We start from the raw sequence: 21,201 nt of genomic DNA, 5'->3' as shown, positions 1-21,201 counted from the left end.
AGCTATTTATTATAAAATGAGTTGCATATTTGAGGTGAAAGAAAAAACGCCCAGTAATATGAGCGTTTTGGATAGCGGTGTTAACTATTCTATGATTCTATCTTGGTGCAGTCAGCGGCACTGGCTTTTTAGGCTCAAAGCCTTCGATAATGTGACGTTCAAGTGGGTGCCCGAGACGTGCTTCAATCATGCGCAAGTTTTTGGTGTTATCTTTTGAGACCAATGAAATCGCTTCGCCTTGAGCACTTGCGCGACCGGTACGGCCAATTCGGTGGACGTACTCGTCGGCCGGGAAGGGCAGATCGTAATTGACCACGCGCTCAAGCGACTCAATATCAATGCCACGCGCGGCGACGCCGGTGGCAATTAAAAATTGGATGTCACCGTTTTTAAAGTCTTCCAGCAATTGGGTCCGCACGGCTTGGCTGCGTCCACTGTGAAACGCTTCGGCGGTAATGCCCCGTTTTTCCAACTGGGTGGCGAGTTTGGCGGCGCCGTGTTTGGTTTCGATAAAAATCAACGCTTGCGTCCAGCCATTCTCTTTAATTAAATGACTAAGTAGTGCGGATTTCTTATCTTTATCGACTGGAATACACCATTGAGTAATGTTGTCTTTCGAGGCATCTCGTGCGGCAATGCTGATTTCTTTGCCTTCATCGCCAATGGTCGCTTTGGCTAGATCGCGCACTTTATTAGACAGCGTGGCCGAAAATAGTAAGCACTGCGTGCTTGCCGGCAATCGGTCTAGAATATGTTGAATCGCATCAATAAAGCCCATATCGAGCATGCGATCCGCTTCGTCGAGAACCAGCACTTCCACTTCATCTAAATAGACGGCACGTTGGCTGAGTAAATCCCGTAGACGTCCCGGGGTGGCGACCAAAATGTCGACGCCGTCGATCAAGGCTTGCTTTTGTGCCTGCTCGTCCATGCCGCCAACCATCGCTAAGGTCTTTAGCTCAGTAAACTGGCTGTCTTGACGTGCGCTCTCAGCCACTTGCAGGGCGAGTTCACGAGTGGGAGCGATGACGAGAGCGCGCGCGCGCTTTTTACGTCCTGCTTCACCGGCAGATAATTTATCGATGATAGGCCAGATAAAACTCGAGGTTTTTCCGGTGCCCGTTTGTGCCGCGGCAATCAGATCATGCCCTTGTTGGATGATTGGAATCGCTTTGGCTTGAATAGATGTTGGCGTGGTAAAGCCGCGTTGGGCTATGGCTTGGCAAAGTGGGTCGCTTAAACCCAGTTTTTTAAATGGCATAACAGACTCAACAAACAAGAAGCGTGTGTCCGCGTTACTGCACAGACACACTGAATGGCGTGGAGTCTAGCACGAACCTTACAGTAGCACGACGCAAAATCTGTCTGCGGGTAGTTTCTTGGCTGTGATGAGATAGGTTATTGGAAACTCGTTAGAGAAAACTGCGTCGGTGACTAACCGATGATGAGCCTTGGCATGAAACAACAACTATGTATTCGTCGGGCGAATACATCACATGCAGATTAAAAATTTCCCTTGCAGACATGAAATGGCAATAATTTTGTTGTTTGTATATTGAGGATTATGAGATGTCACTTAATTTTCCCGTTTCCATCGTGTTTTTGTCACTTATTGCTATGACAGCAGGCTCACTTGTTCCCTTTCAAGCAGGTAGCAACGCATTGTTAGGCAAGGCGCTTGGTCATCCACTTTGGGCTACTGCAGTATCATTGTTGATCAGTATAATTGTTCTGACCCCAGTACTTTTTGCCATGAACGTTCAAACACCAAAAATATCTGAGTTAGCAGCTATTCCATTTTGGGGATGGCTTGGTGGTGTTGCTGGTGTATTTTTTATAACATCGTCACTAGTATTAACGCCCAAGCTAGGTGCAACTGCTTTTATCGTTTGTGTAATCACGGGACAAATGGTCATCTCTTCGTGCATTGATCATTTTGGCTTGATGGGGCTACCGGTTAAGGAAGTAAACATAGGAAAATTGGCAGGAATAGTGCTGATCATTGCAGGCATGGTCGTCGTCCAGATGTTTACGTCGCCAACTATCGCTAGGGACGTTAAGAACAATGCCCAAATTGATGAGAAGAGTTTGTCGAGTGACGGCATGAAATCACTATGATGACGTTACCACTTGTCACTTTTTTATTGATTTTATAGGGGGTTTATATATGTTTCTTGCTTTGCCATCCGCATTTTGACGTCACGAATGAACCCTTTAAGACGAATTGACCTAAATCAGCTAGTGACATTGCAGGCGCTCTTGGCTGAGAAGCATATTTCTCGAGCAGCCATTCGCCTCTATAAAAGCCAACCCGCTGTGAGTCATTCACTAGCGTACTTACGCAAGATGTTTAATGATCCATTATTAGTACGTATCAATGGTCAGTTTGAGCTCACACCGAAAGCAGCGCAGTTAAAACCGTCGTTGGATCAAACTTTGCAACAGCTAGGCGCTCTAATTGAGCCACCAGAGTTTGATCCAGCACATGCAGATACTACGATTCATCTCGCAATGTCTGACTATGGCGCGAAAGTCATTCTTCCCGAGCTATTACGTCGAGTACGTTCTGTTGCCCCCAATCTTCGACTCGTCGTTTTACAGGGCAGTAGAGAGACGATGGTTATGGATCTCATTGATGGAAAAGTTGACTTTGCGTTTGGCGTTTTCACGATACGCCACGATGACATTGAGGTTGAAACATTATTTCAAGAAGATTTTGTGTGCGTAGCTGATGCAGCTACAATGCCTCAAAAAGACGGTTTAGACTTAAGCGCTTGGTTATCTCGTCCGCATCTACACGTTGCACAACAAGAAAGTTCATACCATGAAATAGCAAGTGCGTTAGAACACGTTGGATATGTACGAAATGTGGTAATGACTCTACCGCACTGGGGAATTGCCGCTGACCTAATTGTCGATACAGATCTTATATTAACGATTGCATCAAAAACTCTAGATGGGTCTTACCTTGATAAGCGCTTAGTTATTTTCGAACCGCCATTTGATATTGAATCCTTTGAATTTACTATGATTTGGCATCAGCGGAAAAAATGTGATCCTATTCATAGTTGGCTAAGGAAAATGATTCACGATGTCATAAATGTTCAGGATGATTAATAGTATAATCTGCCCTTTACTCAGTTATTGTGAAAAATCGTTCATAATGATGAAATTTTATACGGATGACCAATACCAACCTGCTTGCGAGCGATTATTCAATCAGTGGCGAGTGGCTATCCAACACCAACTTCCTGAAGCGCGAGTCGAGCACATTGGAGCGTCGTCGATCCCCTCAGCAATATCGAAAGGCGATCTCGATATTTTTGTTGGTGTACCTGCCTTCCAGCATGAAGAGGCTGTGAAGCGGCTAGTTGAGTTGGGCTTTCAAGTAAAGCGAGATACGTTACGGACTCCTGAGCTGTGTATGCTGGAATCCAAACAAGATGACGATGTTGCTTTGCAAGTGGTGGCCAATGGCTCTGAGTTCGAAGACTTTCTGACCTTTCGAGACATGCTGCGCGCTAACCCACAACTGGTTCACACCTACAATGCGCTTAAACGCGCCTGTGAAGGGTTTGAGCAAGATGACTATCGGGCGAGAAAAGCGAGGTTTGTGGATCAGGTGTTATCTTCGTCAGCCGGTCTGTAAGGCGAAAAACTTTTTTTATCGTCGCCGTGTTCTAACTGTTCCTCTTACGCTTTCTCTGAGGCTAGTTTACCCCTTTAAATCGGCAAAATAAGGGGGTTATAAGATCCTGATTGTGAAAGGTTTTATTTTCGTGATTTCAAAAGGTTATGTTGTTAGCCTAGCGGCGCATTAATTAAGGAAATAATATGAAGACATATAACCAGACATTTCACCAAGAGAACTTTTCTCACCAAGATTTCAGTGAGCTTGAATTCAAAGACTGTACCTTTATCCGTTGTGACTTTACCCGCGCTAACCTTCGCGATGTGACGTTCAAGCGTTGCAAATTTATCGAACAGGGCGATATCGAAGGGTGCCACTTTACCGCGGCTGATCTTCGTGATGCCAGTTTTCAGCAATGCCAATTAGCGATGGCCAATTTTAGTTTTGCCAATTGTTACGGTATTGAGATGAGAGAATGCGATCTGAAGGGCGCGAACTTTTCCCGCGCAAATTTTGCCAATCAAGTCAGTCATCGGGTGTTCTTTTGCTCAGCATTTATCACCGGTTGTAACTTGTCTTATGCCAATCTTGCGCAAGCGTGCTTGGAAAAGTGCGAACTGTTTGAAAACCGTTGGATTGAAACCCATCTTCTCGGTGCATCATTGAAAGAAGCCGATCTGAGTGGCGGTGTGTTCTCGTCCGATGTATGGGGGCAGTTTAGTGTACAAGGCGCTAATTTATGTCACGCTGAGATTGATGGCCTCGACCCACGCAAAGTGGATCTGTCGGGCGTGAAAATAGCCGATTGGCAACAATCTCAGCTACTTGAAAGCTTAGGCCTGATTGTTTTCCCGGGTGCGCGCTAGTCGTACACAGTGTTTCTGATAGATATTAATCAAACACGCATTAGTTAACTCGAGTTGAGATGAAGTCGACAATGTTGAAGTAAAAGTGAGTAGCAAAGAGTCGAGCCAATCAGAAGGTAAGTTCTACCCACCAGGTCAAGTGAAGGGAAGTACTAGGTTAATGTGTGAATAGGGATATTTGTCTTAATAACCTTATTTTTTGTGGCACATTAATTGAGTTCAAAGTTGCTCAATATCAATTGAAAAGCATTCCGTTGTGCTAGGGTGGCAACACCGTTTTTTTGTGGAGCGCACTGATAATGCTGTTGAACGTCACCGATAAACAAAAAGAAGAGAAAATCCCGCCTGTCGTGCGTCTTGGGTTTAGGCCGTTTTTTCTCTTTGGAGCACTTTATTCCTGTGTCGTTATTGTCATCTGGGCAGGTCTGTATGTTCACCCAAATGCATTTTCACTGACGGTACCCTCACTATGGTGGCACGCTCACGAAATGCTATTTGGCTTTGCGATGGCCATAGTCGGTGGTTTTCTAATGACGGCGGTGCAAAACTGGACTGGAGTTCCGGGAACGCGTGGGTTAAAGCTTTTTGTTGTTTTTATGCTTTGGCTCGCCGCTCGACTGAGCTTTTGGGTGGACGTCCCCATTTGGTCTAGCTTGGCGCTAGATACGCTATTTATTATTTGTATAACATGGTCTGTAGGACATCGAGTTGTTGTAACTAAGCGTCGGCGCAACTATCTATTCATACCTATTCTAGCGATGGCGGCGGCACTGAATACGCTATCTTACGGAGTGTTATTAGGATACGTTTCCTTGCCGATAAACCAAGTTTGGCATAGTACCTTGCTTTGGTACATGATGCTTATTGGCGTGATGGGGGGACGGGTAATACCGTTTTTCACGGAAAAGAAACTGAGTGTAGAGATACCAAGTTTGCCTGAATGGTTAGAGCTCGCTATCAATATATCATTTCTGCTGTTAATTGGTGTCACGCTAGCCTTAGGAACTGACAATACCGTCGCACGTGGCTTATTGCTCTTAATGGGTATCGCGCAGGGCGTTCGGCTGCTCCGTTGGCAGGGCTGGAGGGCGTATTCAGAACCTATGTTGCTTTCTCTTCATGTGTTCTATCTCTTTCTACCGCTTGGTTTACTATTAAAAGCTGTAGTCACTGATCCTTGGGCGTCGCAGTTAATCTGGCATTTATTCGCTATTGGTGCTCTAGGTGGCGTTATCTTAGCGATGATTACACGCGTGACACTGGGACATACAGGCCGTAATGTCTATCAAGGCCCAAGGTTTGCTTGGTTGTTTTGTATGCTGTTCTTGTCCGCATTGGTGCGCGTCGTTGGTATATGGTTATGGCCAAGCTATACATTAGCGCTTGTTTCCGCCTCTGCACTTCTGTGGACGATAAGTTATGGCTGGTTTGTACTGTGTTTTGGCCCGATGCTAGTCAAAGCGCGTGCTGATGGTGCAGTAGGGTGATGGTGCATCGTTAACCTTTTTTATTTGGAGTCAGATAATGTGGAAGATAGTTGGATTTTTGTTTTTGACCATACCACTTTGTGCCGTTAGTAGTGATGCTCACGTTGATTGTGATAAGGCGGTTTCAACACTGGATATTAATTATTGTGCATCTGTGGAGCTTTCAGAGGCAAAGCAAACATTAGATAAATATTTATCAACGAGTTTGGAGCACAACAGCTATGATCCAGAGCTTGTCGCCGCCATTAAGACGGCGCAGAAGAATTGGCATAAATATATGTCATCGCATTGTGACTCTATCTATACTCAATGGCGAGAGGGGTCAATTAGAGGTGTGATGTCGATAAGTTGTCAAACGAAGCTGACACAAGTTAGAACGCATGAAATATGGGAAAACTTCCTGACCTATATGGACAGCACACCACCTATACTCCCCGAGCCTGAGATGTGGCCTGTACACGACTAGTTTTATACTGTATCAATCAAAAATCCTATAGCGCCTGGCTTTTGTTTAGACATAGTAGAAAATCGTGCTCAGGGCTCAGAAGCCGTATCCGTCCGAGAGTGCCATGGGTATCTCGCTGAAGAGTATATAGTGGTTTGGTATACAGTAGACACTATGGATGAAAATAGATTCTACAAAAAGGCTGAAACCTCGTTGACCAAGTCGGGTAGCAAAGAAATGTTTGATAACTACGATGCCTTCGTGAGTAACTTCGAAAGAAAGTAGACGAACGCGCCTATTGAGCTTCTCTTAGCAAGATAAAACTCAGAGTAATGTGCTCTCTATCACATGATGTTTCCACCTACAAAGCGACTGTTTTGTTATCATGTCGACCGTTTAAACTCAGGATGAAGTATCGTGAAAAAATTACTATTTTTATTGATTGTTGCGCAGGTGGTTTCTGGCTGTGCCTCGACTGTGTCTACCGATGTAGAGCGACTACAACCACATAGTGGAAAAGGTGCGCTAGCGTTTGTAACTTTATTTACAACATTAAACGGTTCGCATACGTGTAAAAGTGTCGCCATTGACATGGAAAATCCAGATCTGGAAAAGCCTGTTACTCTCTCTTTTGTTCCAGATGAAGACAAAAAGTTCGTATTGTTTGATGGCCTTGAGCCGGGTACATATACGGTAAATGCAGTGCGTTGTCTACCTCCAAGTGGGTATGTTTTTAATGGCAATAAAAACTACTTGGAAGGAAAAGTTACGCATGATTTCATTGTTGAAGCCAATACACTGATCCTGTCGCCATACGCTTTTTATGGCGAGCAATTACCCTATAATAAGTTCACATTTAACTATCAAGGGTCAGCGGATCATATTGATTTGCTTAAACGCCTTATTAACGGTGATCAAATCTATATGTGGCGTATTAACGACTATCAGTAACTGTTCTATAACGTTATCTCTATAGGTTACTTAAGATTGCATTGAACAGAAATAAAAGGCCAGACAGGTTATGTGTGGCCTTTTATATTTATGGCCATCATCGTGAAAGGTAAAAGAGCTATGAAATACCATAAGGGCATGGTAACGAAAGAAGAGATTCAAGCATTCTTTGATACCCAGTTTAAAGGCTCAAATTTGAGAGTCGAGCAGATTGAAAATCGATACGCATTACTAAGACGACCAGTGACGCAACGGGATCTGCGTCCGGGAGGAACGGTATCGGGACCATTTATGATGACACTTGCCGATGCTGCTTTGTATGCCGCAATATTTGGTACACTGGGTGTCGAAGAGATGGCGGTTACGACAAACCTAAACATGAATTTTCTGCAAAGGCCAAAGGCGAATGCGGCGTTAACTGCAGAATGTACCTTGCTAAAGGTTGGTAAAACCTCGGTGGTGGGCGATGTCGTTATCCGCTCTAAAGGAGAACCAGCACCTGTCGCACATGCTGTTGGCACGTTTGCTCTCCCCAAAAAGTGAGGCAAAGAAGAGAGTCTACAAGACAGGTGCTTGGCGCGCGTTTATTGGTATTCACCTCTAAGCGTTGCTTCGAGGTACTGGTCGGCCTTACCCTCATCGACCAATTGTTTAAGCCCTTGGTTGAGGACCTCAAGAAGCTCTTGCGCTCGAGGCGAAGCCTTAGAAATAATCACGTGGTATTCGCGTTCTGACAAAATCTGCTCTGCAGGCTCGAGTTGCCCTCCTAGCTCCATTTCATTGATGGTCTGTTTACCCACATTTAGATCCTCTAACACACCATCCAATCTGCCGGCAGCGAGCTTCTGATAGTTACTTTCCGGTGAAGCGACTCGACGAATTTTCCATCCGTTGTCAGATTCCAAATCATCCAGACCGTATGAGTAACCAAGTACACCGCCAATCGTATATTGGGTCAGAGAATTGTTCATATTGACTCATTTATTAACTTAAGGGCGGAAAGAAAGTGGAAGACGGAGCTTTTGACGATGGTCGCCTTGTGCTAGCAGGCTTTGTGGTAGCCATTATTTGCGATCGCGGTGATCGGTATTTGTCGTCGGGGTTGTTTTCGTAGAACACCTTCCCGCCAGCATAAAAAAGGTGACCCATGTGGGGTCACCCAGTTGAATTTGAATACAGTGTTCGCACTACGCTGTGGCGAATTTGTAAGTGCGATAGCCACCAATCAAGTTGCGTGCTTTAAAGCCATTGTTGACTAGCTGGCGGTAGGCGACGTTGCCGCGCAGACCGACTTGGCAGTACACCACAATTTCTTTGTCTTTTGGCAGCTCATTGATGCGTCCGCGCAGCTCGTCGACCGGAATATGCACATCGCCTTCAATGTACTGGCCGTTTTCTCGCTCGGGCGCATTGCGCACATCGAGTAGCACTTGATCGTCGGTAAGCTTTTCTAACTCATCAAAGTGAATAGGGTTCGCGTCACCTTTAAGAATATTGGTGGCCACAAACGCCGCTTGGTTAATCACATCTTTGGCACTGCCATACGGCGGCGCGTAGGTGAGTTCTAGATGTTGTAACTGCTCAACGGTCATGCCAGCACGTTGTGCCACGGCCATGACATCAATGCGCTTATCAATGCCATCTTTACCCACCGCTTGTGCGCCTAAAATCGCGCCGGTATCAGGGGCAAACAGCAGCTTAAATGAGACGATTTCCGCACCGGGATAATAACCGGCATGACTGGCGGCGTGAACATAGACCTTTTGATAGTTGATGTCAGCGTGCTTAAGTTGTTTCTCGTTTTGGCCCACCGAGGCGACGGCGAGATCGAACACTTTACAGATAGCGGTGCCTTGGGTGCCAAGATAATGCTCAGTACTTCCTAGCATATTGTCAGCGGCCATGCGTCCTTGACGGTTCGCCGGACCCGCTAGTGGCACTAACGTTGGCTTATGGGTCACAAAGTCGATTTCTTCGACTGCATCGCCGATCGCGTAAATATCGGGATCTTGGGTCTGCAGAGTACTGTTGACCACAATGCCGCCTTTTTCACCAATGGCAAGGCCCGCTTGTTGCGCCAGCGTGACTTCAGGCTTAACGCCAACCGCCATGATCAACAATTCAGTATGCAGCGTGTCACCATTATTTAGCGTGAGGTTCAGTGAACCTTCTAAGTGTTGCGGCTCACTGGGCTCGCCGGCATCATCACTGGCGACATGCGTGGTGGGAATAAACTCGGCGGACTCCAGCGCTGTGCCTAGGCGTAAATCCACTCCTTGATCGCGAATGGTTTGATGAACAAAGCCCGCCATTTCGCGATCAACCGGCGTCATGACCTGATCGGCCATCTCCAATAGGGTGGTTTTAATCCCGCGTTGATGCAGCGCTTCCATCATCTCAAGGCCAATAAAGCCCCCGCCAACGACAGTCGCATGGCTGGGGTTATTCATATCAATGGTATGCAAAATCGCATCCATGTCTGGAATATTGCGGAGCGAGTGGGTCAGCGGGTTATCTAGGCCAGGGATGGGCGGCATGATGGGGGCCGCACCTGGGCTTAACAGCAACTTGTCGTAACTTTCTTGATAATCGCTGCCATCGGCACGGGTGACGGTAACGGTTTTGACCTCGCGATTAATCGCAGTGACTGTGCTGTTGATGCGCACATCCACATTAAAGCGGGCGCGAAAACTATCTGGGGTTTGCAGCAAGAGTTTACTGCGATCGGTAATATCTCCGCCGATATGATAAGGCAAACCACAATTAGCGAACGAGACGTACGGGCCACGTTCGAACATGATAATTTCGGCTTGTTCACTTAAGCGACGGGCGCGAGCGGCGGCAGAGGCGCCACCAGCGACGCCGCCAATAATTACGATTTTGGTCATTATGACTCCATCAAGCGTTGCTTAGTCCAAGTTTTTTCAGGAAAAAGGCAGCCGGACAAATCCCTGTAAACGCACTTTGGATCAGGTTTACGCCAACGAAGACGGTTAGCCAAACAAATTGGCTGTGAACTGTGAGGGTAAGCACGACAGAAAGTAGCACCATCATGCCAGCGATTACGCGTACGCCATTATCAATTGTCATAGCAAGACTCCTTTGCATCCTCTATACGATTACCCGACAGACCGAACCGCTTTGGCTCGAACGCCTTCAGTATTTGTCGGCACTGGGATCACTCTAGAAGTTATATTTAGAAAAGTCTAATAACAATTTATCTAAATTAGAATTGACTAAATAAAATGCCGCGCTAAGCTATGAGTATTGGCGAGAAAGGAGTGGGTGATGGCAGAGTCAACGGTGCCGTTTGAGGCAGAAAGCGTACCGGATATGGACATTAGTGCCATGCGTGAGCAAGCGTCTTTGGTGGCGGCCATGTTGAAAGTGATGGCCCATCCTGAGCGCTTAATTGTGCTGTGCCAGCTCTTGGCCGGAGAGCGCTCCGTGGGGCAATTGCTGCAAGGGTCGTCGCTCAGTCAGTCGGCGTTTTCCCAGCACCTTAGCGTGTTAAAGCGGCATCAACTGGTTAAGGTGCGCAAGTCATCTCAGCAGGTGTTTTATCAGCTCAATGACCCCCACGTCGTGGCGATTATCGCCACCTTGCAGCGGCTCTATTGTGCCTGATGTGTCTGAATCTGAGCGATCAGCATACATTCATTGCCCGTCGATGCGCTAAGTTAATTAACATTCAGCCATTTTACCTATCGTTTTCTTGTCGTTACTGACATCAGCCAAAGGATCGAATATGCGAGATGCCCAGCCACAAGGTCAGCTGATCACCCGAGTAATGAACAGCTTCTTCCCGCCCATCCTTATCGTGCTCGCACTGCTGGTCGGGGCGGCGGCGCTGTGGCTTACGCCCAAAGAAGAAGATCCGCAAATCGTGGTGCCAATGGCAGATGTGGTGGTACAAGCGCCCGGTTTGAGTGCGCCACAAGTGGCAAAGCAGGTGACGCAGCCGCTCGAGAAAAAAGTCAGTCAAATTGATGGGGTGGAGTATGTGTATTCCACCACCCAAGCAGGCTCCGCGTTGGTCACGGTGCGCTTTTACGTGGGTGAAGATCGCGAGGCAGCCTTGGTGAAGCTTTATAACAAGCTGTACGCCAATCAAGATGCGATCCCAGCTGCTGTGAGCGAATGGGCAATCAAGCCGGTGGAAATTGATGATGTGCCGATTGTGATTGCGGCACTGAGTAGCGACAAACCGGACCAGCTCGACCATTATGCGCTGCGCCGTATTGCCGAGCAGGCCACCTTGGATCTCAAAGCCCTTCCCGAAACCAATGCGGTGAAGGTAGTGGGCGGGGTGCCGCGGCAGGTATTGGTCACGCTCGATCCTGCGGCTATGGCAAGCTATCAAATCAGCGTGTCCGATCTCACCAATGCCTTCTCATTAAGCCATCAAAAGCGCGATGTCGGGGATATTCAGCATCAGGGTGAGCGCTATGTATTAAAAACCGGCCAGTGGTATCAAAGCCTTGAGGAGATACGCCATTTAGTGGTGGCGGTGGTTAATGGCAAACCTGTGTACTTGCAGGATGTGGCCGAATTATCCGACGGCGCGCAAGAGTCCACCACAGATACCTGGATCCAATCGACCGATGATAGCCAGCCGCATCCAGCAGTGTTTCTCTCGGTGGCCAAGCAAAAAGGTTCGAACGCGGTGAGCGTGGCCGAGGATATCACAGCCACGCTCAATCATCTGGTCGCCACACAATTTCCCGAGGGCGTGAGCGTTGAGATTATTCGCAATTACGGTCAAACCGCCGATGCCAAAGTAAAAAACTTGGTGTCCAGCCTCGGTATTGCGGTGCTCACCGTGGTGGTCTTTGTTGGCTTGTTCTTAAACTGGCGAAGTGCCTTAGTGGTAGCGATTGCGATCCCAATCAGTTATGGCGCGGCATTAGGGCTGGATTTAGCCTTTGGCTATTCGATTAACCGCGTCACCCTGTTTGCGTTAATTTTGGCGCTGGGACTGATTGTTGATGATCCGATTGCCAGTATCGACAACATTGAACGGCACCTGACTCATGATAATAAGCCGCGTGGACGCACGATTGTGCTGGCGATGTTGGAAATCAAACGCGCATTGATCATGTCGACGGTGGCGATTGTGATTGTGTTTACCCCGATGTTTTTTATCACCGGCATGATGGGGCCGTATATGGCGCCCCTTGCATTCAATGTGCCGGTCAGTGTGGTGATCAGTACCTTGGTGGCGTTTTTAGTCACCCCTTGGCTTGCCAAAAAAATTGTCCGCGCTTCCAATAAAGGTGATGACTATCGTATAGAGACCACGCCGCTGTACCGTGGCTACCGACGCGTGTTGCTGCCATTGCTCGAGAGTAATCGTCGCGCCAAAGCGTTTTTATGGCTAGTGGGCGTGTTGTTCGTCATCGCCGCCTTGCTGCCTGCTTTGCGCCTCGTGCCACTCAAACTCTTGCCGTATGACAATAAAAACGAGTTTCAGGTGGTACTGGATTTGCCGGAAACCGCCAATCATGTTGATACCTCCAACGTGCTGCGAGAAATGAACCGTTATCTACAAACGCAAGCCGAGGTGTTGTCGGTATCCGGCTTTGCCGGGCTCGCCTCACCGATGGATTTTAATGGCATGGTGCGACATTACTTTACTCGCCAAGCGCCTTACCAGGGTGAACTGCGTGTGGTGCTGGTGGATAAGCACCGGCGCACGTTGCAATCACATGGCTTGGTCACCCGCATGCGTGATGAATTAGAAGCCATCGCAGCAAAATATGATGCCGAGGTGCAATTAGTGGAAATGCCGCCGGGGCCGCCGGTGCTGGCAACCATTGTCGCGGAACTGTATGGCTCACCAAGCACGCCGTATTCAACCCTGCAAGCGCAAGCGACTCAGGTGGCCGAGCGATTAAAGCGTGAAGCCTTGGTGTCAGAAGTGAGCACCAGTATTCAAGGGCCTCTATCGAGCTGGCAGTTTGTGGTGGACCAAGAAAAAGCCGCCTTGTCGGGTATTGCCGTGGCCGATATTAACCAAGCGCTCAGGGCCGCGAACCAAGGGGTCACGCTGGCCTATTTAGCGGATGCCGATGAAATGGATCCTTTGCCCGTGAGGCTGCAACTTGCGCCAGATGCGCGTGATCAACTTGATGCGCTGCTCGCACTGCACGTACGCGGTCGGGCAGGGGTGGCTAAACAATCGGTTCAAGGTGCCTTGCTTGATGCGCCGCAGCCGCTGGTCGCCTTGAGTGAGCTCGGTCATTTTGAGCGGCAACCGGTTGATCAGCCTATTTATCATAAAAATTTGCGTCCCGTCGTGTATGTGTACGCCGAACCCACTGGACGGGTGCCGGGCGAGGTGGTCGCCGATGTGATGGCCGACTTTAATCAACCTGAATCGGATAGTGCTCGTCCGCTATCAGCGCGTACTTATCTGGATAATGGCGCGGATGATGGCTGGCAAGTTGATGAGGGTATCGAGGTGGTATGGAGTGGTGAAGGAGAGTGGAAAATCACCATTGATGTCTTTCGCGATCTGGGGATTGCCTATGGTGCGGCACTGCTGGGCGTTTTTATAGTGATGCTGATACAAACTGGGCTACCGGCGGTATCGGGCATTATTATGCTCGCGATTCCGCTGACCGTGATTGGCATCATGCCGGGTTTTTGGTTGCTCAATGGCTTAAGCGGTGAGATCAACGGCTACCCAAATCCGGCGCTATTCACCGCCACCGCGATGATTGGCATGATTGCATTGGCAGGGATTGTGGTGCGTAACTCACTGGTGTTGATTGAATTTATTCAACAGTCACTTGCACAAGGCATGGCGCTGAGTGAAGCCCTAGTACAAGCGGGTGCGGTGCGAATGCGGCCTATTCTGCTCACCGCCGGCACCACCTTATTGGGGAATGTGATTATCATCCTCGACCCTATTTTCAATGGCTTAGCGTGGGCAATTATTTTCGGCATTGCCGCGTCTACCGTGTTTACCTTGCTGGTTGTGCCTGTGGTGTACAACCTTGCGTATCAACATCACCCGACCCATGGCTTATCAGTAGAAGGAGAGGATGCATGAAGGCAAAAAAAGGCTTACTCGCACTGGTGCTAGGCACTGGGTTGTTGGTGTTATTTTTGGCGATGGCTGGCGCCTTTACCGAGAAAGTGGCGTCAGAATCGCCCCACAAACCTGTCGCAAGCGATATGAAAACGCTAACACTGGAAGCGGTCGAACAGCCGCAAACGCGTACCTTCTCGGGTAAGCTAGTGGCACGACAAAACGCCACGCTGGCAGCGCGGATGACGGCCACCGTCGCGGAAGTGTTGGTTGATGTCGGTGACCGCGTTGAGCAAGGCGATGTATTACTGCGTTTAGATAATGCCGACCTCAGTGCCAAAGTTCGCCAAGTGCAACAAGCCTTGGCCTCGGCGCAATCGCAACTGAATACCGCGCGCAGTGACTACCGACGAATGGAGACCTTGTTGGCGAAAAAGCTGGTGCCTCAATCTCAGTTTGATGAAGCGGAAAATCGCTTAAAAACGGCGCAGTCTGATTATCGCCGCGCCCTTGCTGCGGTGGACGAGGCAGAAACCCAATTTGGTTTTAGTCTGGTGCGAGCGCCTTTCTCAGGCGTGATCACGGAAAAGATCATCAACCAAGGTGATACGGCAACACCGGGCGCGGCGATGTTATCGCTGTATAACCCTGCCAGTATTGAAGCGATGGTGAATATGGCTGAGTCTGTTTTGCCTTTTGTGGCGATTGGCCAATCGTTAACGGTTGAATTGCCCACCTATAATAAAACGCTGACAGGTATGGTGCGCACGATGACGCCCGCCGCCGATACGAGCTCACGCAGTTATCGTGTCGTGGTGACACTGCCGCATTCGGATCCTAACGATAGCTTGCTGCCAGGCATGTTTGCAAAAGTGACCGTGTCACAAAAAGTGGAGTCTGAGCTTTACTTACCGAGCAATGCGTATTATCAAATTGGACAACTTAACTATGTGAAGGTGCTCGATGCGGGTGAGGTGAGAACACGGCTTGTATCGCTCACACAGCAAGGACGCGTACGTAAGGGGTTAAAGCCTGGCGAGGTGGTTATATTGAATCCGTAAAAAATGCAGTGATTCAGGTCGCATTATGGAGAATATCGTCAATACTTAAGGTGAGTTTTCCTAAAAGGAGTTCACTATGAAAATAGCGACACTTTCTGCAACCGCAATCGCCGCGACAGCACTCACTGGTTCCCTACTATCTGGGCCAGCGCTCGCTTTAGAGACATCATCACTCAAAGCCTGTGGAGACGGTGCTGGTTGGCCACCATATACCTTTGAAAAAGGCGGACAAGTGCAAGGGTATGATGTTGACGTCCTTGACGCGATATTCGGCAAAGAAGGGGTTGATGTTTCGGTCGAAATGCCTCCTTGGAAGCGCTGCGTGCTACAAACGAAAGCCGGTAGTTATGACATTGCCTTGAGTGCGTCGTTTAACGAAGAGCGCGATCGTGACTTTTTACTCACAGAATACTATTACACTTTGCAACCTAGTTATATCTATTCAACGACTCAACACCCTAATGGTTTACAAGTTAACTCAGTCAGTGATTTGAATAACCTTCGTATGTGTGGGCTATTGGGTTATAACTACACAGGCTTTGGTGTTGATGATAGTAAAGTCAGAAAATCGGCAAAAAGCTTCGAGCAGTTAGTGCAAAAAACGGAAGCTGGACGTTGTGACGTATTCTTGGCGCGCTACGAAATCTTAGCTGGGTTTAAAGTCGCCCAAGGGATTGACTACTTGGCGGATAACATGAAAGCGGTCGCGGTTCCAGGCAATAGCGGGGACAAATTTTATATGATGATCTCGCGTGAACACCCTGAAGCTAATGAAATAAAAGCGACATTAGACGCAGGATTCAAAGAAATGCGTGAATCAGGTCAACTGCAAGCAATGTTAGATGAGTACCTCAATTAACGTATTTAATGCGTTCACTAATAGATATTGAGCTGTATTATTACCAAGATAAAAAGAGGTGTAAGCGCCTCTTTTTTCATTTTACGGCTTTATCCTTGGGTCGATTCTTTCACGGGCCGCTCACGTTTTCCCAATGTCTTAACACGATACATGTCATGATCAGCGGTGGCCATGACTTCATCGAGGCTTTGCGGTGACTCAGGATCGTAAAGCGCATGCCCGATACTCAGAGAGGGATAGAGTTTATAGGTTTGCCATGCGCATGCGCGGGACTCTACCGAGGTTTTGATGCTGTTTATAATACTATTTACATCACTGGGTCGTGCATCTCTCAATATTGCAATAAATTCATCCCCTCCTATGCGTGCAATCACATCAGAGACACGAACACTTTGACGTAGACGTGACGCGACATGAGCAAGTAGCGCGTCGCCCGCTTCATGACCATAAACGTCATTAACCAATTTAAAGTCATTCAAATCGATATTGAGTAGTACGAAAGATTCTTTTTTTTCTGTGGTTATCTTTTCCAGCAAATCAATGGCAAAACGACGATTGGGCAGTGTTGTTAACTCGTCTTGGAACGCTTGTTGTTTAGCTTTTAAAAAGCTGCGATAAAATAGGCCGATCATGCCGTAAACTGCTACGGCAAAGGAAATACAGATGGCGTAAACGAATACACTTAGTTGTCTGACTTGAGGGGTTTTTTCAATAGTGTATTGCGCAGCCAAGGTCCATTCACCGTTAGGCAGGTTTATAGGTACAACAAAGTCGGCATTAAAAAAGGTCTCTTGCGAGCCATAAAAGTAATCTAACGTTTCTGTATTCTTTATGGCAATTGATGCCCCTGCGAGGTTAAAAAGGCCCGACTCTTCGAACAGTTTAGTGTAATTGATCACGACACTGACGCCGCCCCAGTAAGAGCTTTTATCAATAGGAGATAAAAAAATGGGGAAGCGTGCGATAATCGCCTGTCCACCTTGCACAAGATCCACCGGACCTGCAATATAAACGTCTTCAAGGTTTCTTGCCCGCAGTACTGTTCGATACTGTTTCGGCCGCGTGCGAAAATCGAGCCCTATGGCTGCTTCATTTCCCTTTAATGGATAGATATGGCTAATCACATCATTGGGTGCAAGCCCAACGTTTCTCACATAACTGGCTTTGGTGAGAAGTTTTCCTGCAACGTCGGCCCAACTTGTCATGGCGAATTCGGGATCAATTGCCACAATGGTCGCAAGGCTATCGGCGAGGTAGGTGTCTCTAAATATCGCCGCTTCAATACGAGAACGAATTAAAGACGCTTTACGATTCATATCTTCTTTTTCGTCTTTTATGACTTGTTCAATGATGTAATTATGCGTGCTGACAACGGCTAGTCCAGCAAGTAGCGCAAAGCCTAATGTAAACACTAAAAACCATCGATTGAACTGCCGCTTAAAAAGCATTACATACCCTATAGATCAAAAAAAAGAAGGGCCTAACGCGTCCCTTCTTTTAGTATATCCAAGATTTTTACTTTCGATCACTTAATACCATATTTTTCAACAATTTTGTCGAATGTCCCGTTGGCTTTTATTGCTTCGAGCCCTTTGTTATAGGCATTAATAAATAGAGCACCGTCTGGATTCGCTTTACCTGAGGTGACGTGAAGCGGTTTTGATGAGAGGGGCTTACTCGTAAACGCAAACGCATTGGCGTCCATACCTTCCTCTTTCATCACGGAAAGCGCGACAACCTTGTCTTCCAAGGTGAGATCGATACGATTAGCGAGTAATTTTTTCAAATTTGTAACTAAGTTATTCGCCTCTGGTTTGTCAAAACTGTCTGAGGCGAGAAACGCATCACCATAACCATAGTCACGGATGATACCAATGGTTTTTCCTTGTAGCCCACTAAGATCGGAAAATTGGAAGCTGTCACCGGCGCGCTTGATAAATGTAAGCTCATTGGTCATGTAAGGCTCGCTGTAGTGTAAAAACTCGGTACGAGCTTGGGTGTACCAAGTGGCCGGCAACAAATCGATGGTGCCTTTACTCACCGAATCTAGAGCGCGTGCCCAAGGCATGTTTTTGAACTCAACGTCATAGCCTTGCGTTTTCATCGCTTCGGTTAATAACTCAACCGAGATACCGGGCATGGAGGCATCAGACGTTACAAACGGCGGCCAAGGGTCTTGGGCGGCTGTTAATGTGCGCGCCATCACCCCTGGTGCCATCAAAATAAACAGTAAGCCAACTGTAAATATATTTTTCATTGTCACTCCTTGTGATGTACCAGATTGTTATGTTTTGAATTTACCCATATGCCCTTTAATGTTTTCACTCAGCTCCAGCACTTTGTCTGTTCGAGCCGCATTTTCTTGTGCACCTTCGGTCACATAATTCGTGGCATCTGAGGCCTCATTGATCGCTTGACTGACTTCATCAATGGCCTGGCGTTGTTCGTCGGTCGCTTGCGAGATCTGTCCACTACGCTCGGAAATATCGGTGATGGTTTCGCGCACTTGGCTGACCGACTCTTGTGACTCAGAGACGCGACCCGCAGTACTTTCTAAGATGCTACCGATACGTTTGATCTCTTTCTCCACTGACTCAGTCGCTTCGCTCAACGATTTGATGTTGGATTGAATCTGCTCGGTCGATTCACTGGTTTTGACTGAGAGACTGCGCACTTCATCGGCTACCACAGCAAAACCGCGACCTTGCTCACCAGCGCGAGCCGCCTCAATCGCTGCGTTGAGGGCGAGTAGGTTGGTTTGCTCGGAAATATCATTAATCACGTTCACAACATCGGAGATCTTCTCGCCTTCCTCTAGCAACTTGTGCATCTCGGCGTTGACGTTCTCCATCTCAGAACGCATGTTGATAATTTCAGACGCAGAGCTTTCGATGGTGTGATACACCTGATTGACCAAATCAGTTGCGCCCTGTGCATGGGTTGCGGCGTCGTTCGCGGTATCAGCAACGGTTGCAATCGACTGATTCATCTCAGTCGCTGCTGCTGCAACAGTAGAAAGGCTTTGTTTTTGTTGCTCGAGGCGCTCGGCGTTTGTCCGTGCCATCTGTCCGCTTTGTGCTGCGACTTCAGCCAAATTGATAGAAGCTTGCGTCACTTCGTTGACGATCTCGCGCAAAGACGCGGTAAAGTGGTTGATGTGCTCAGTGATCTTCGCGAATTCTTTATATTTGGGTTCCGGGATCACTTTGGAGAGATCGCCATCGCCACTGGCCAGTTCGCGGACGCGTTCGGTGAGGTCGTTAAGTGGTTTCACCACGGTTGCGGTCAGGGCTAAGATCAAAAACACAATCATCACTGCATCAAGTACAAGCAGCTCGATAACATTGCGATACAGGGTATCGGCGAGGGCCGCTTCTAGGCGGTCAGTGTTATAAAATACCTGCACCGTACCGACTTTGTTGGTCTCTCCGTACTCGGTGAAAGACAGTTCACTCTCTTCTTTAGGCATAGCTTCATAGTAAGCCTGCTGATCGGCGCCAATGTCGACGGGAGGACGCTTTTCTCCATCCTCTGAAAGAGGGCCGAGGCGTAAAAACAGGATGGCTTCGCCTTGGTTATCTAACACCCGAACACCTTTGATGTCGGGTGCCTTTAACTCGGCGGAGATCGAGAGCTTGGCGGCTTCAAGATCAAAATCCCAAATTGCTTTGGGCAAGCTCAGCTTCATACGATTGGTGGCGTTGTCCACTGTGGCGACAAGTGCGCTATTGAGTTCTTGCTTGGTGCTTTGGTAATCAATGTAACTGGATATCCCCAAAACGACCGAAACGGCAATAACTACTTGCGTTACAAATATTGCTTTCAGGCTTTTAAACATAGCGTTCATCTTCCATCTATTTCCACGCCCAGTGGTACAGCAGTGCTTTCCCACTTAACTTTGGTGCAGCGCCACCTAGTTGCCTAGGTGGCTTTGCATAATCTGTTCGATATCAATTTTTTTCAGGCCTTCATTGACGATGTCACGCCATTTTCGTCCCTCTTCATTGTCGGCAAAGGCAATGTAGAGTTTTTTGTCGACAAGAAGCTTCTTGTTCATTTGCAGTTTGTCTTTAACAGCACTCAGTGCAGGGTCATTTTCTTTGAGGTAAGCCAGCACGTTGGCATCGACGACCGCCAGCGGCAGGCGTTCGCGGCCGACTTTCTGTAAATTTTGGGTGTCGTTCGTCACAGCAGACGATTTAAGCGTGCCATTGGCAATCCGCGCATCCAGCTCTGGCGTGTTCACATAGCCTCGCACCACGCCTATCGTGTGTGAAGCCAGATCATCCAATGAGGACCATTCAATCGGTTGATTGGTGTTTTCGACAAAACCAAGGGGACCGGTCCCTATTGGGTCGGAAAAGAGTAACTCGTCGGTCTCGTAGTAGTATTCGGGGAAATATCCAGCATATTGGGCATCGTTTTTCACCAAGTACACAGTGCGAGACCAAGGATAAAACTCAACATTGAGTTCGTGCCCCATCGCTTCAACCGCGGCTCTAACGACTGCAACCGACGCACCTTGTTCGGGCAGGCTTTTGCCTGAGTAGGGGGGCCAATCAAGTGATGGCATGGTAAGTACGTCTGCGCGTACGGTCGCAGACAACATAATGCAAATCGATAATGCCATGATGAACAAATGCTTGAGCATAGTTCCTCCGATTTTTTAAGTGCTTCTATCAGCATAGACGACAAAAAAAACGCTGAGAAAAATGATCGACATTTAACGTTTTGGCTTGGTTACTTGCGAAACAAAAGTGACATTAAGATTATGTTTTTATTGGTTTTATATGATTTTCTTATGAATAAAGAAAGATAGCGCTCGGTGCGCAAAAAACTAAGTACATCAAGGTTTGTCTATAAAG

The 21,201-nt window shown here is 47.7% G+C and carries 20 protein-coding genes; 12 read left to right on the top strand and 8 right to left on the bottom strand.

The genetic code is table 11. The features are described from left to right. Positions 1-97: 97 nt before the first annotated feature. Complete coding sequence (locus tag BZJ19_RS16480; RefSeq protein ID WP_077676416.1) at positions 98-1,261, bottom strand: DEAD/DEAH box helicase; 1,164 nt, start codon at positions 1,259-1,261, stop codon at positions 98-100. Positions 1,262-1,569: 308 nt separating this feature from the next. Between BZJ19_RS16480 and BZJ19_RS16475 the strand changes: the two genes are divergently transcribed. The 8 genes from BZJ19_RS16475 (at position 1,570) to BZJ19_RS16440 (ending at position 7,923) form a co-directional block, all read left to right on the top strand. After that, positions 1,570-2,118 (top strand): DMT family transporter, encoded by a 549-nt coding sequence (locus tag BZJ19_RS16475; RefSeq protein ID WP_077676415.1) that lies wholly within the window; start codon positions 1,570-1,572, stop codon positions 2,116-2,118. Positions 2,119-2,205: 87 nt separating this feature from the next. After that, entirely contained in the window at positions 2,206-3,117 is a 912-nt protein-coding gene (locus tag BZJ19_RS16470; protein ID WP_077676414.1) for a LysR family transcriptional regulator, read from the top strand. A gap of 49 nt (positions 3,118-3,166) precedes the next feature. Beyond that, the gene (locus tag BZJ19_RS16465) at positions 3,167-3,649 is read left to right on the top strand and encodes a GrpB family protein (RefSeq protein WP_077676419.1); all 483 of its coding nucleotides are present in this window, start codon (positions 3,167-3,169) and stop codon (positions 3,647-3,649) included. A 185-nt stretch (positions 3,650-3,834) separates the two neighbouring features. After that, complete coding sequence (locus tag BZJ19_RS16460) at positions 3,835-4,497, top strand: Qnr family pentapeptide repeat protein (RefSeq protein WP_077676413.1); 663 nt, start codon at positions 3,835-3,837, stop codon at positions 4,495-4,497. Between the two features lie 299 nt (positions 4,498-4,796). Further along, entirely contained in the window at positions 4,797-5,984 is a 1,188-nt protein-coding gene (locus BZJ19_RS16455; RefSeq protein WP_077676412.1) for an NnrS family protein, read from the top strand. A gap of 37 nt (positions 5,985-6,021) precedes the next feature. Continuing rightward, on the top strand, positions 6,022-6,450 hold the full coding sequence (locus BZJ19_RS16450) for a lysozyme inhibitor LprI family protein (protein ID WP_077676411.1): 429 nt from the start codon (positions 6,022-6,024) through the stop codon (positions 6,448-6,450). Between the two features lie 396 nt (positions 6,451-6,846). Beyond that, positions 6,847-7,380 (top strand): hypothetical protein, encoded by a 534-nt coding sequence (locus BZJ19_RS16445; protein ID WP_077676410.1) that lies wholly within the window; start codon positions 6,847-6,849, stop codon positions 7,378-7,380. A 120-nt stretch (positions 7,381-7,500) separates the two neighbouring features. Next, positions 7,501-7,923 (top strand): PaaI family thioesterase, encoded by a 423-nt coding sequence (locus tag BZJ19_RS16440; protein WP_235608281.1) that lies wholly within the window; start codon positions 7,501-7,503, stop codon positions 7,921-7,923. Between the two features lie 41 nt (positions 7,924-7,964). On the opposite strand, the gene BZJ19_RS16435 is transcribed toward BZJ19_RS16440, so the two are convergent. From BZJ19_RS16435 to BZJ19_RS16425, 3 genes are all read right to left on the bottom strand, one after another. Further along, positions 7,965-8,351, bottom strand: a complete 387-nt coding sequence (locus tag BZJ19_RS16435) for a substrate-binding periplasmic protein (RefSeq protein ID WP_077676409.1) — start codon at positions 8,349-8,351, stop codon at positions 7,965-7,967. A 216-nt stretch (positions 8,352-8,567) separates the two neighbouring features. Continuing rightward, positions 8,568-10,268, bottom strand: coding sequence for an FAD-dependent oxidoreductase (locus BZJ19_RS16430; protein ID WP_077676408.1), 1,701 nt, complete (start codon positions 10,266-10,268; stop codon positions 8,568-8,570). 10 nt (positions 10,269-10,278) lie between these two features. Beyond that, positions 10,279-10,470 carry a YgaP family membrane protein gene (locus BZJ19_RS16425; RefSeq protein ID WP_046075776.1) on the bottom strand — a complete coding sequence of 64 codons (192 nt, stop codon included), beginning with the start codon at positions 10,468-10,470 and terminating at the stop codon, positions 10,279-10,281. A 198-nt stretch (positions 10,471-10,668) separates the two neighbouring features. Between BZJ19_RS16425 and BZJ19_RS16420 the strand changes: the two genes are divergently transcribed. The 4 genes from BZJ19_RS16420 (at position 10,669) to BZJ19_RS16405 (ending at position 16,336) form a co-directional block, all read left to right on the top strand. After that, positions 10,669-11,007: an ArsR/SmtB family transcription factor gene (locus tag BZJ19_RS16420; protein WP_235608279.1), complete on the top strand. Its 339-nt coding sequence runs from the start codon at positions 10,669-10,671 to the stop codon at positions 11,005-11,007. A 121-nt stretch (positions 11,008-11,128) separates the two neighbouring features. After that, positions 11,129-14,437: an efflux RND transporter permease subunit gene (locus BZJ19_RS16415; RefSeq protein WP_077676407.1), complete on the top strand. Its 3,309-nt coding sequence runs from the start codon at positions 11,129-11,131 to the stop codon at positions 14,435-14,437. Next, positions 14,434-15,477, top strand: coding sequence for an efflux RND transporter periplasmic adaptor subunit (locus BZJ19_RS16410; protein ID WP_077676406.1), 1,044 nt, complete (start codon positions 14,434-14,436; stop codon positions 15,475-15,477). Before BZJ19_RS16415 ends, BZJ19_RS16410 begins: the two co-directional genes overlap by 4 nt. Before the next feature lie 76 nt (positions 15,478-15,553). After that, complete coding sequence (locus BZJ19_RS16405; RefSeq protein WP_077676405.1) at positions 15,554-16,336, top strand: substrate-binding periplasmic protein; 783 nt, start codon at positions 15,554-15,556, stop codon at positions 16,334-16,336. 89 nt (positions 16,337-16,425) lie between these two features. Here BZJ19_RS16405 and BZJ19_RS16400 read toward each other — a convergent pair whose 3' ends face one another. From BZJ19_RS16400 to BZJ19_RS16385, 4 genes are all read right to left on the bottom strand, one after another. Continuing rightward, entirely contained in the window at positions 16,426-17,748 is a 1,323-nt protein-coding gene (locus tag BZJ19_RS16400; RefSeq protein ID WP_162274230.1) for a diguanylate cyclase, read from the bottom strand. A gap of 113 nt (positions 17,749-17,861) precedes the next feature. Further along, positions 17,862-18,593, bottom strand: a complete 732-nt coding sequence (locus BZJ19_RS16395; protein ID WP_077676403.1) for a substrate-binding periplasmic protein — start codon at positions 18,591-18,593, stop codon at positions 17,862-17,864. A 27-nt stretch (positions 18,594-18,620) separates the two neighbouring features. Continuing rightward, the gene (locus tag BZJ19_RS16390; protein ID WP_077676402.1) at positions 18,621-20,174 is read right to left on the bottom strand and encodes a methyl-accepting chemotaxis protein; all 1,554 of its coding nucleotides are present in this window, start codon (positions 20,172-20,174) and stop codon (positions 18,621-18,623) included. A 75-nt stretch (positions 20,175-20,249) separates the two neighbouring features. After that, the gene (locus BZJ19_RS16385) at positions 20,250-20,987 is read right to left on the bottom strand and encodes a substrate-binding periplasmic protein (RefSeq protein ID WP_077676401.1); all 738 of its coding nucleotides are present in this window, start codon (positions 20,985-20,987) and stop codon (positions 20,250-20,252) included. Positions 20,988-21,201 lie beyond the last annotated feature (214 nt).

This window comes from Salinivibrio proteolyticus, from assembly GCF_001996165.1.
Lineage (GTDB): Bacteria > Pseudomonadota > Gammaproteobacteria > Enterobacterales > Vibrionaceae > Salinivibrio > Salinivibrio proteolyticus.
Note: the sequence above shows the minus strand (reverse complement) of the source record. Positions and strands in the feature narration are given on the sequence as shown.

What these genes read in the sequence shown, in the direction of transcription:
- BZJ19_RS16480 (WP_077676416.1), bottom strand. Translation starts at nt 1,261, where the DNA reads ATGCCATTTAAAAAACTGGGTTTAAGCGACCCACTTTGCCAAGCCATA.
- BZJ19_RS16475 (WP_077676415.1), top strand. Translation starts at nt 1,570, where the DNA reads ATGTCACTTAATTTTCCCGTTTCCATCGTGTTTTTGTCACTTATTGCT.
- BZJ19_RS16470 (WP_077676414.1), top strand. Translation starts at nt 2,206, where the DNA reads ATGAACCCTTTAAGACGAATTGACCTAAATCAGCTAGTGACATTGCAG.
- BZJ19_RS16465 (WP_077676419.1), top strand. Translation starts at nt 3,167, where the DNA reads ATGAAATTTTATACGGATGACCAATACCAACCTGCTTGCGAGCGATTA.
- BZJ19_RS16460 (WP_077676413.1), top strand. Translation starts at nt 3,835, where the DNA reads ATGAAGACATATAACCAGACATTTCACCAAGAGAACTTTTCTCACCAA.
- BZJ19_RS16455 (WP_077676412.1), top strand. Translation starts at nt 4,797, where the DNA reads ATGCTGTTGAACGTCACCGATAAACAAAAAGAAGAGAAAATCCCGCCT.
- BZJ19_RS16450 (WP_077676411.1), top strand. Translation starts at nt 6,022, where the DNA reads ATGTGGAAGATAGTTGGATTTTTGTTTTTGACCATACCACTTTGTGCC.
- BZJ19_RS16440 (WP_235608281.1), top strand. Translation starts at nt 7,501, where the DNA reads ATGAAATACCATAAGGGCATGGTAACGAAAGAAGAGATTCAAGCATTC.
- BZJ19_RS16435 (WP_077676409.1), bottom strand. Translation starts at nt 8,351, where the DNA reads ATGAACAATTCTCTGACCCAATATACGATTGGCGGTGTACTTGGTTAC.
- BZJ19_RS16430 (WP_077676408.1), bottom strand. Translation starts at nt 10,268, where the DNA reads ATGACCAAAATCGTAATTATTGGCGGCGTCGCTGGTGGCGCCTCTGCC.
- BZJ19_RS16425 (WP_046075776.1), bottom strand. Translation starts at nt 10,470, where the DNA reads ATGACAATTGATAATGGCGTACGCGTAATCGCTGGCATGATGGTGCTA.
- BZJ19_RS16420 (WP_235608279.1), top strand. Translation starts at nt 10,669, where the DNA reads ATGGCAGAGTCAACGGTGCCGTTTGAGGCAGAAAGCGTACCGGATATG.
- BZJ19_RS16415 (WP_077676407.1), top strand. Translation starts at nt 11,129, where the DNA reads ATGCGAGATGCCCAGCCACAAGGTCAGCTGATCACCCGAGTAATGAAC.
- BZJ19_RS16410 (WP_077676406.1), top strand. Translation starts at nt 14,434, where the DNA reads ATGAAGGCAAAAAAAGGCTTACTCGCACTGGTGCTAGGCACTGGGTTG.
- BZJ19_RS16405 (WP_077676405.1), top strand. Translation starts at nt 15,554, where the DNA reads ATGAAAATAGCGACACTTTCTGCAACCGCAATCGCCGCGACAGCACTC.
- BZJ19_RS16395 (WP_077676403.1), bottom strand. Translation starts at nt 18,593, where the DNA reads ATGAAAAATATATTTACAGTTGGCTTACTGTTTATTTTGATGGCACCA.
- BZJ19_RS16390 (WP_077676402.1), bottom strand. Translation starts at nt 20,174, where the DNA reads ATGTTTAAAAGCCTGAAAGCAATATTTGTAACGCAAGTAGTTATTGCC.
- BZJ19_RS16385 (WP_077676401.1), bottom strand. Translation starts at nt 20,987, where the DNA reads ATGCTCAAGCATTTGTTCATCATGGCATTATCGATTTGCATTATGTTG.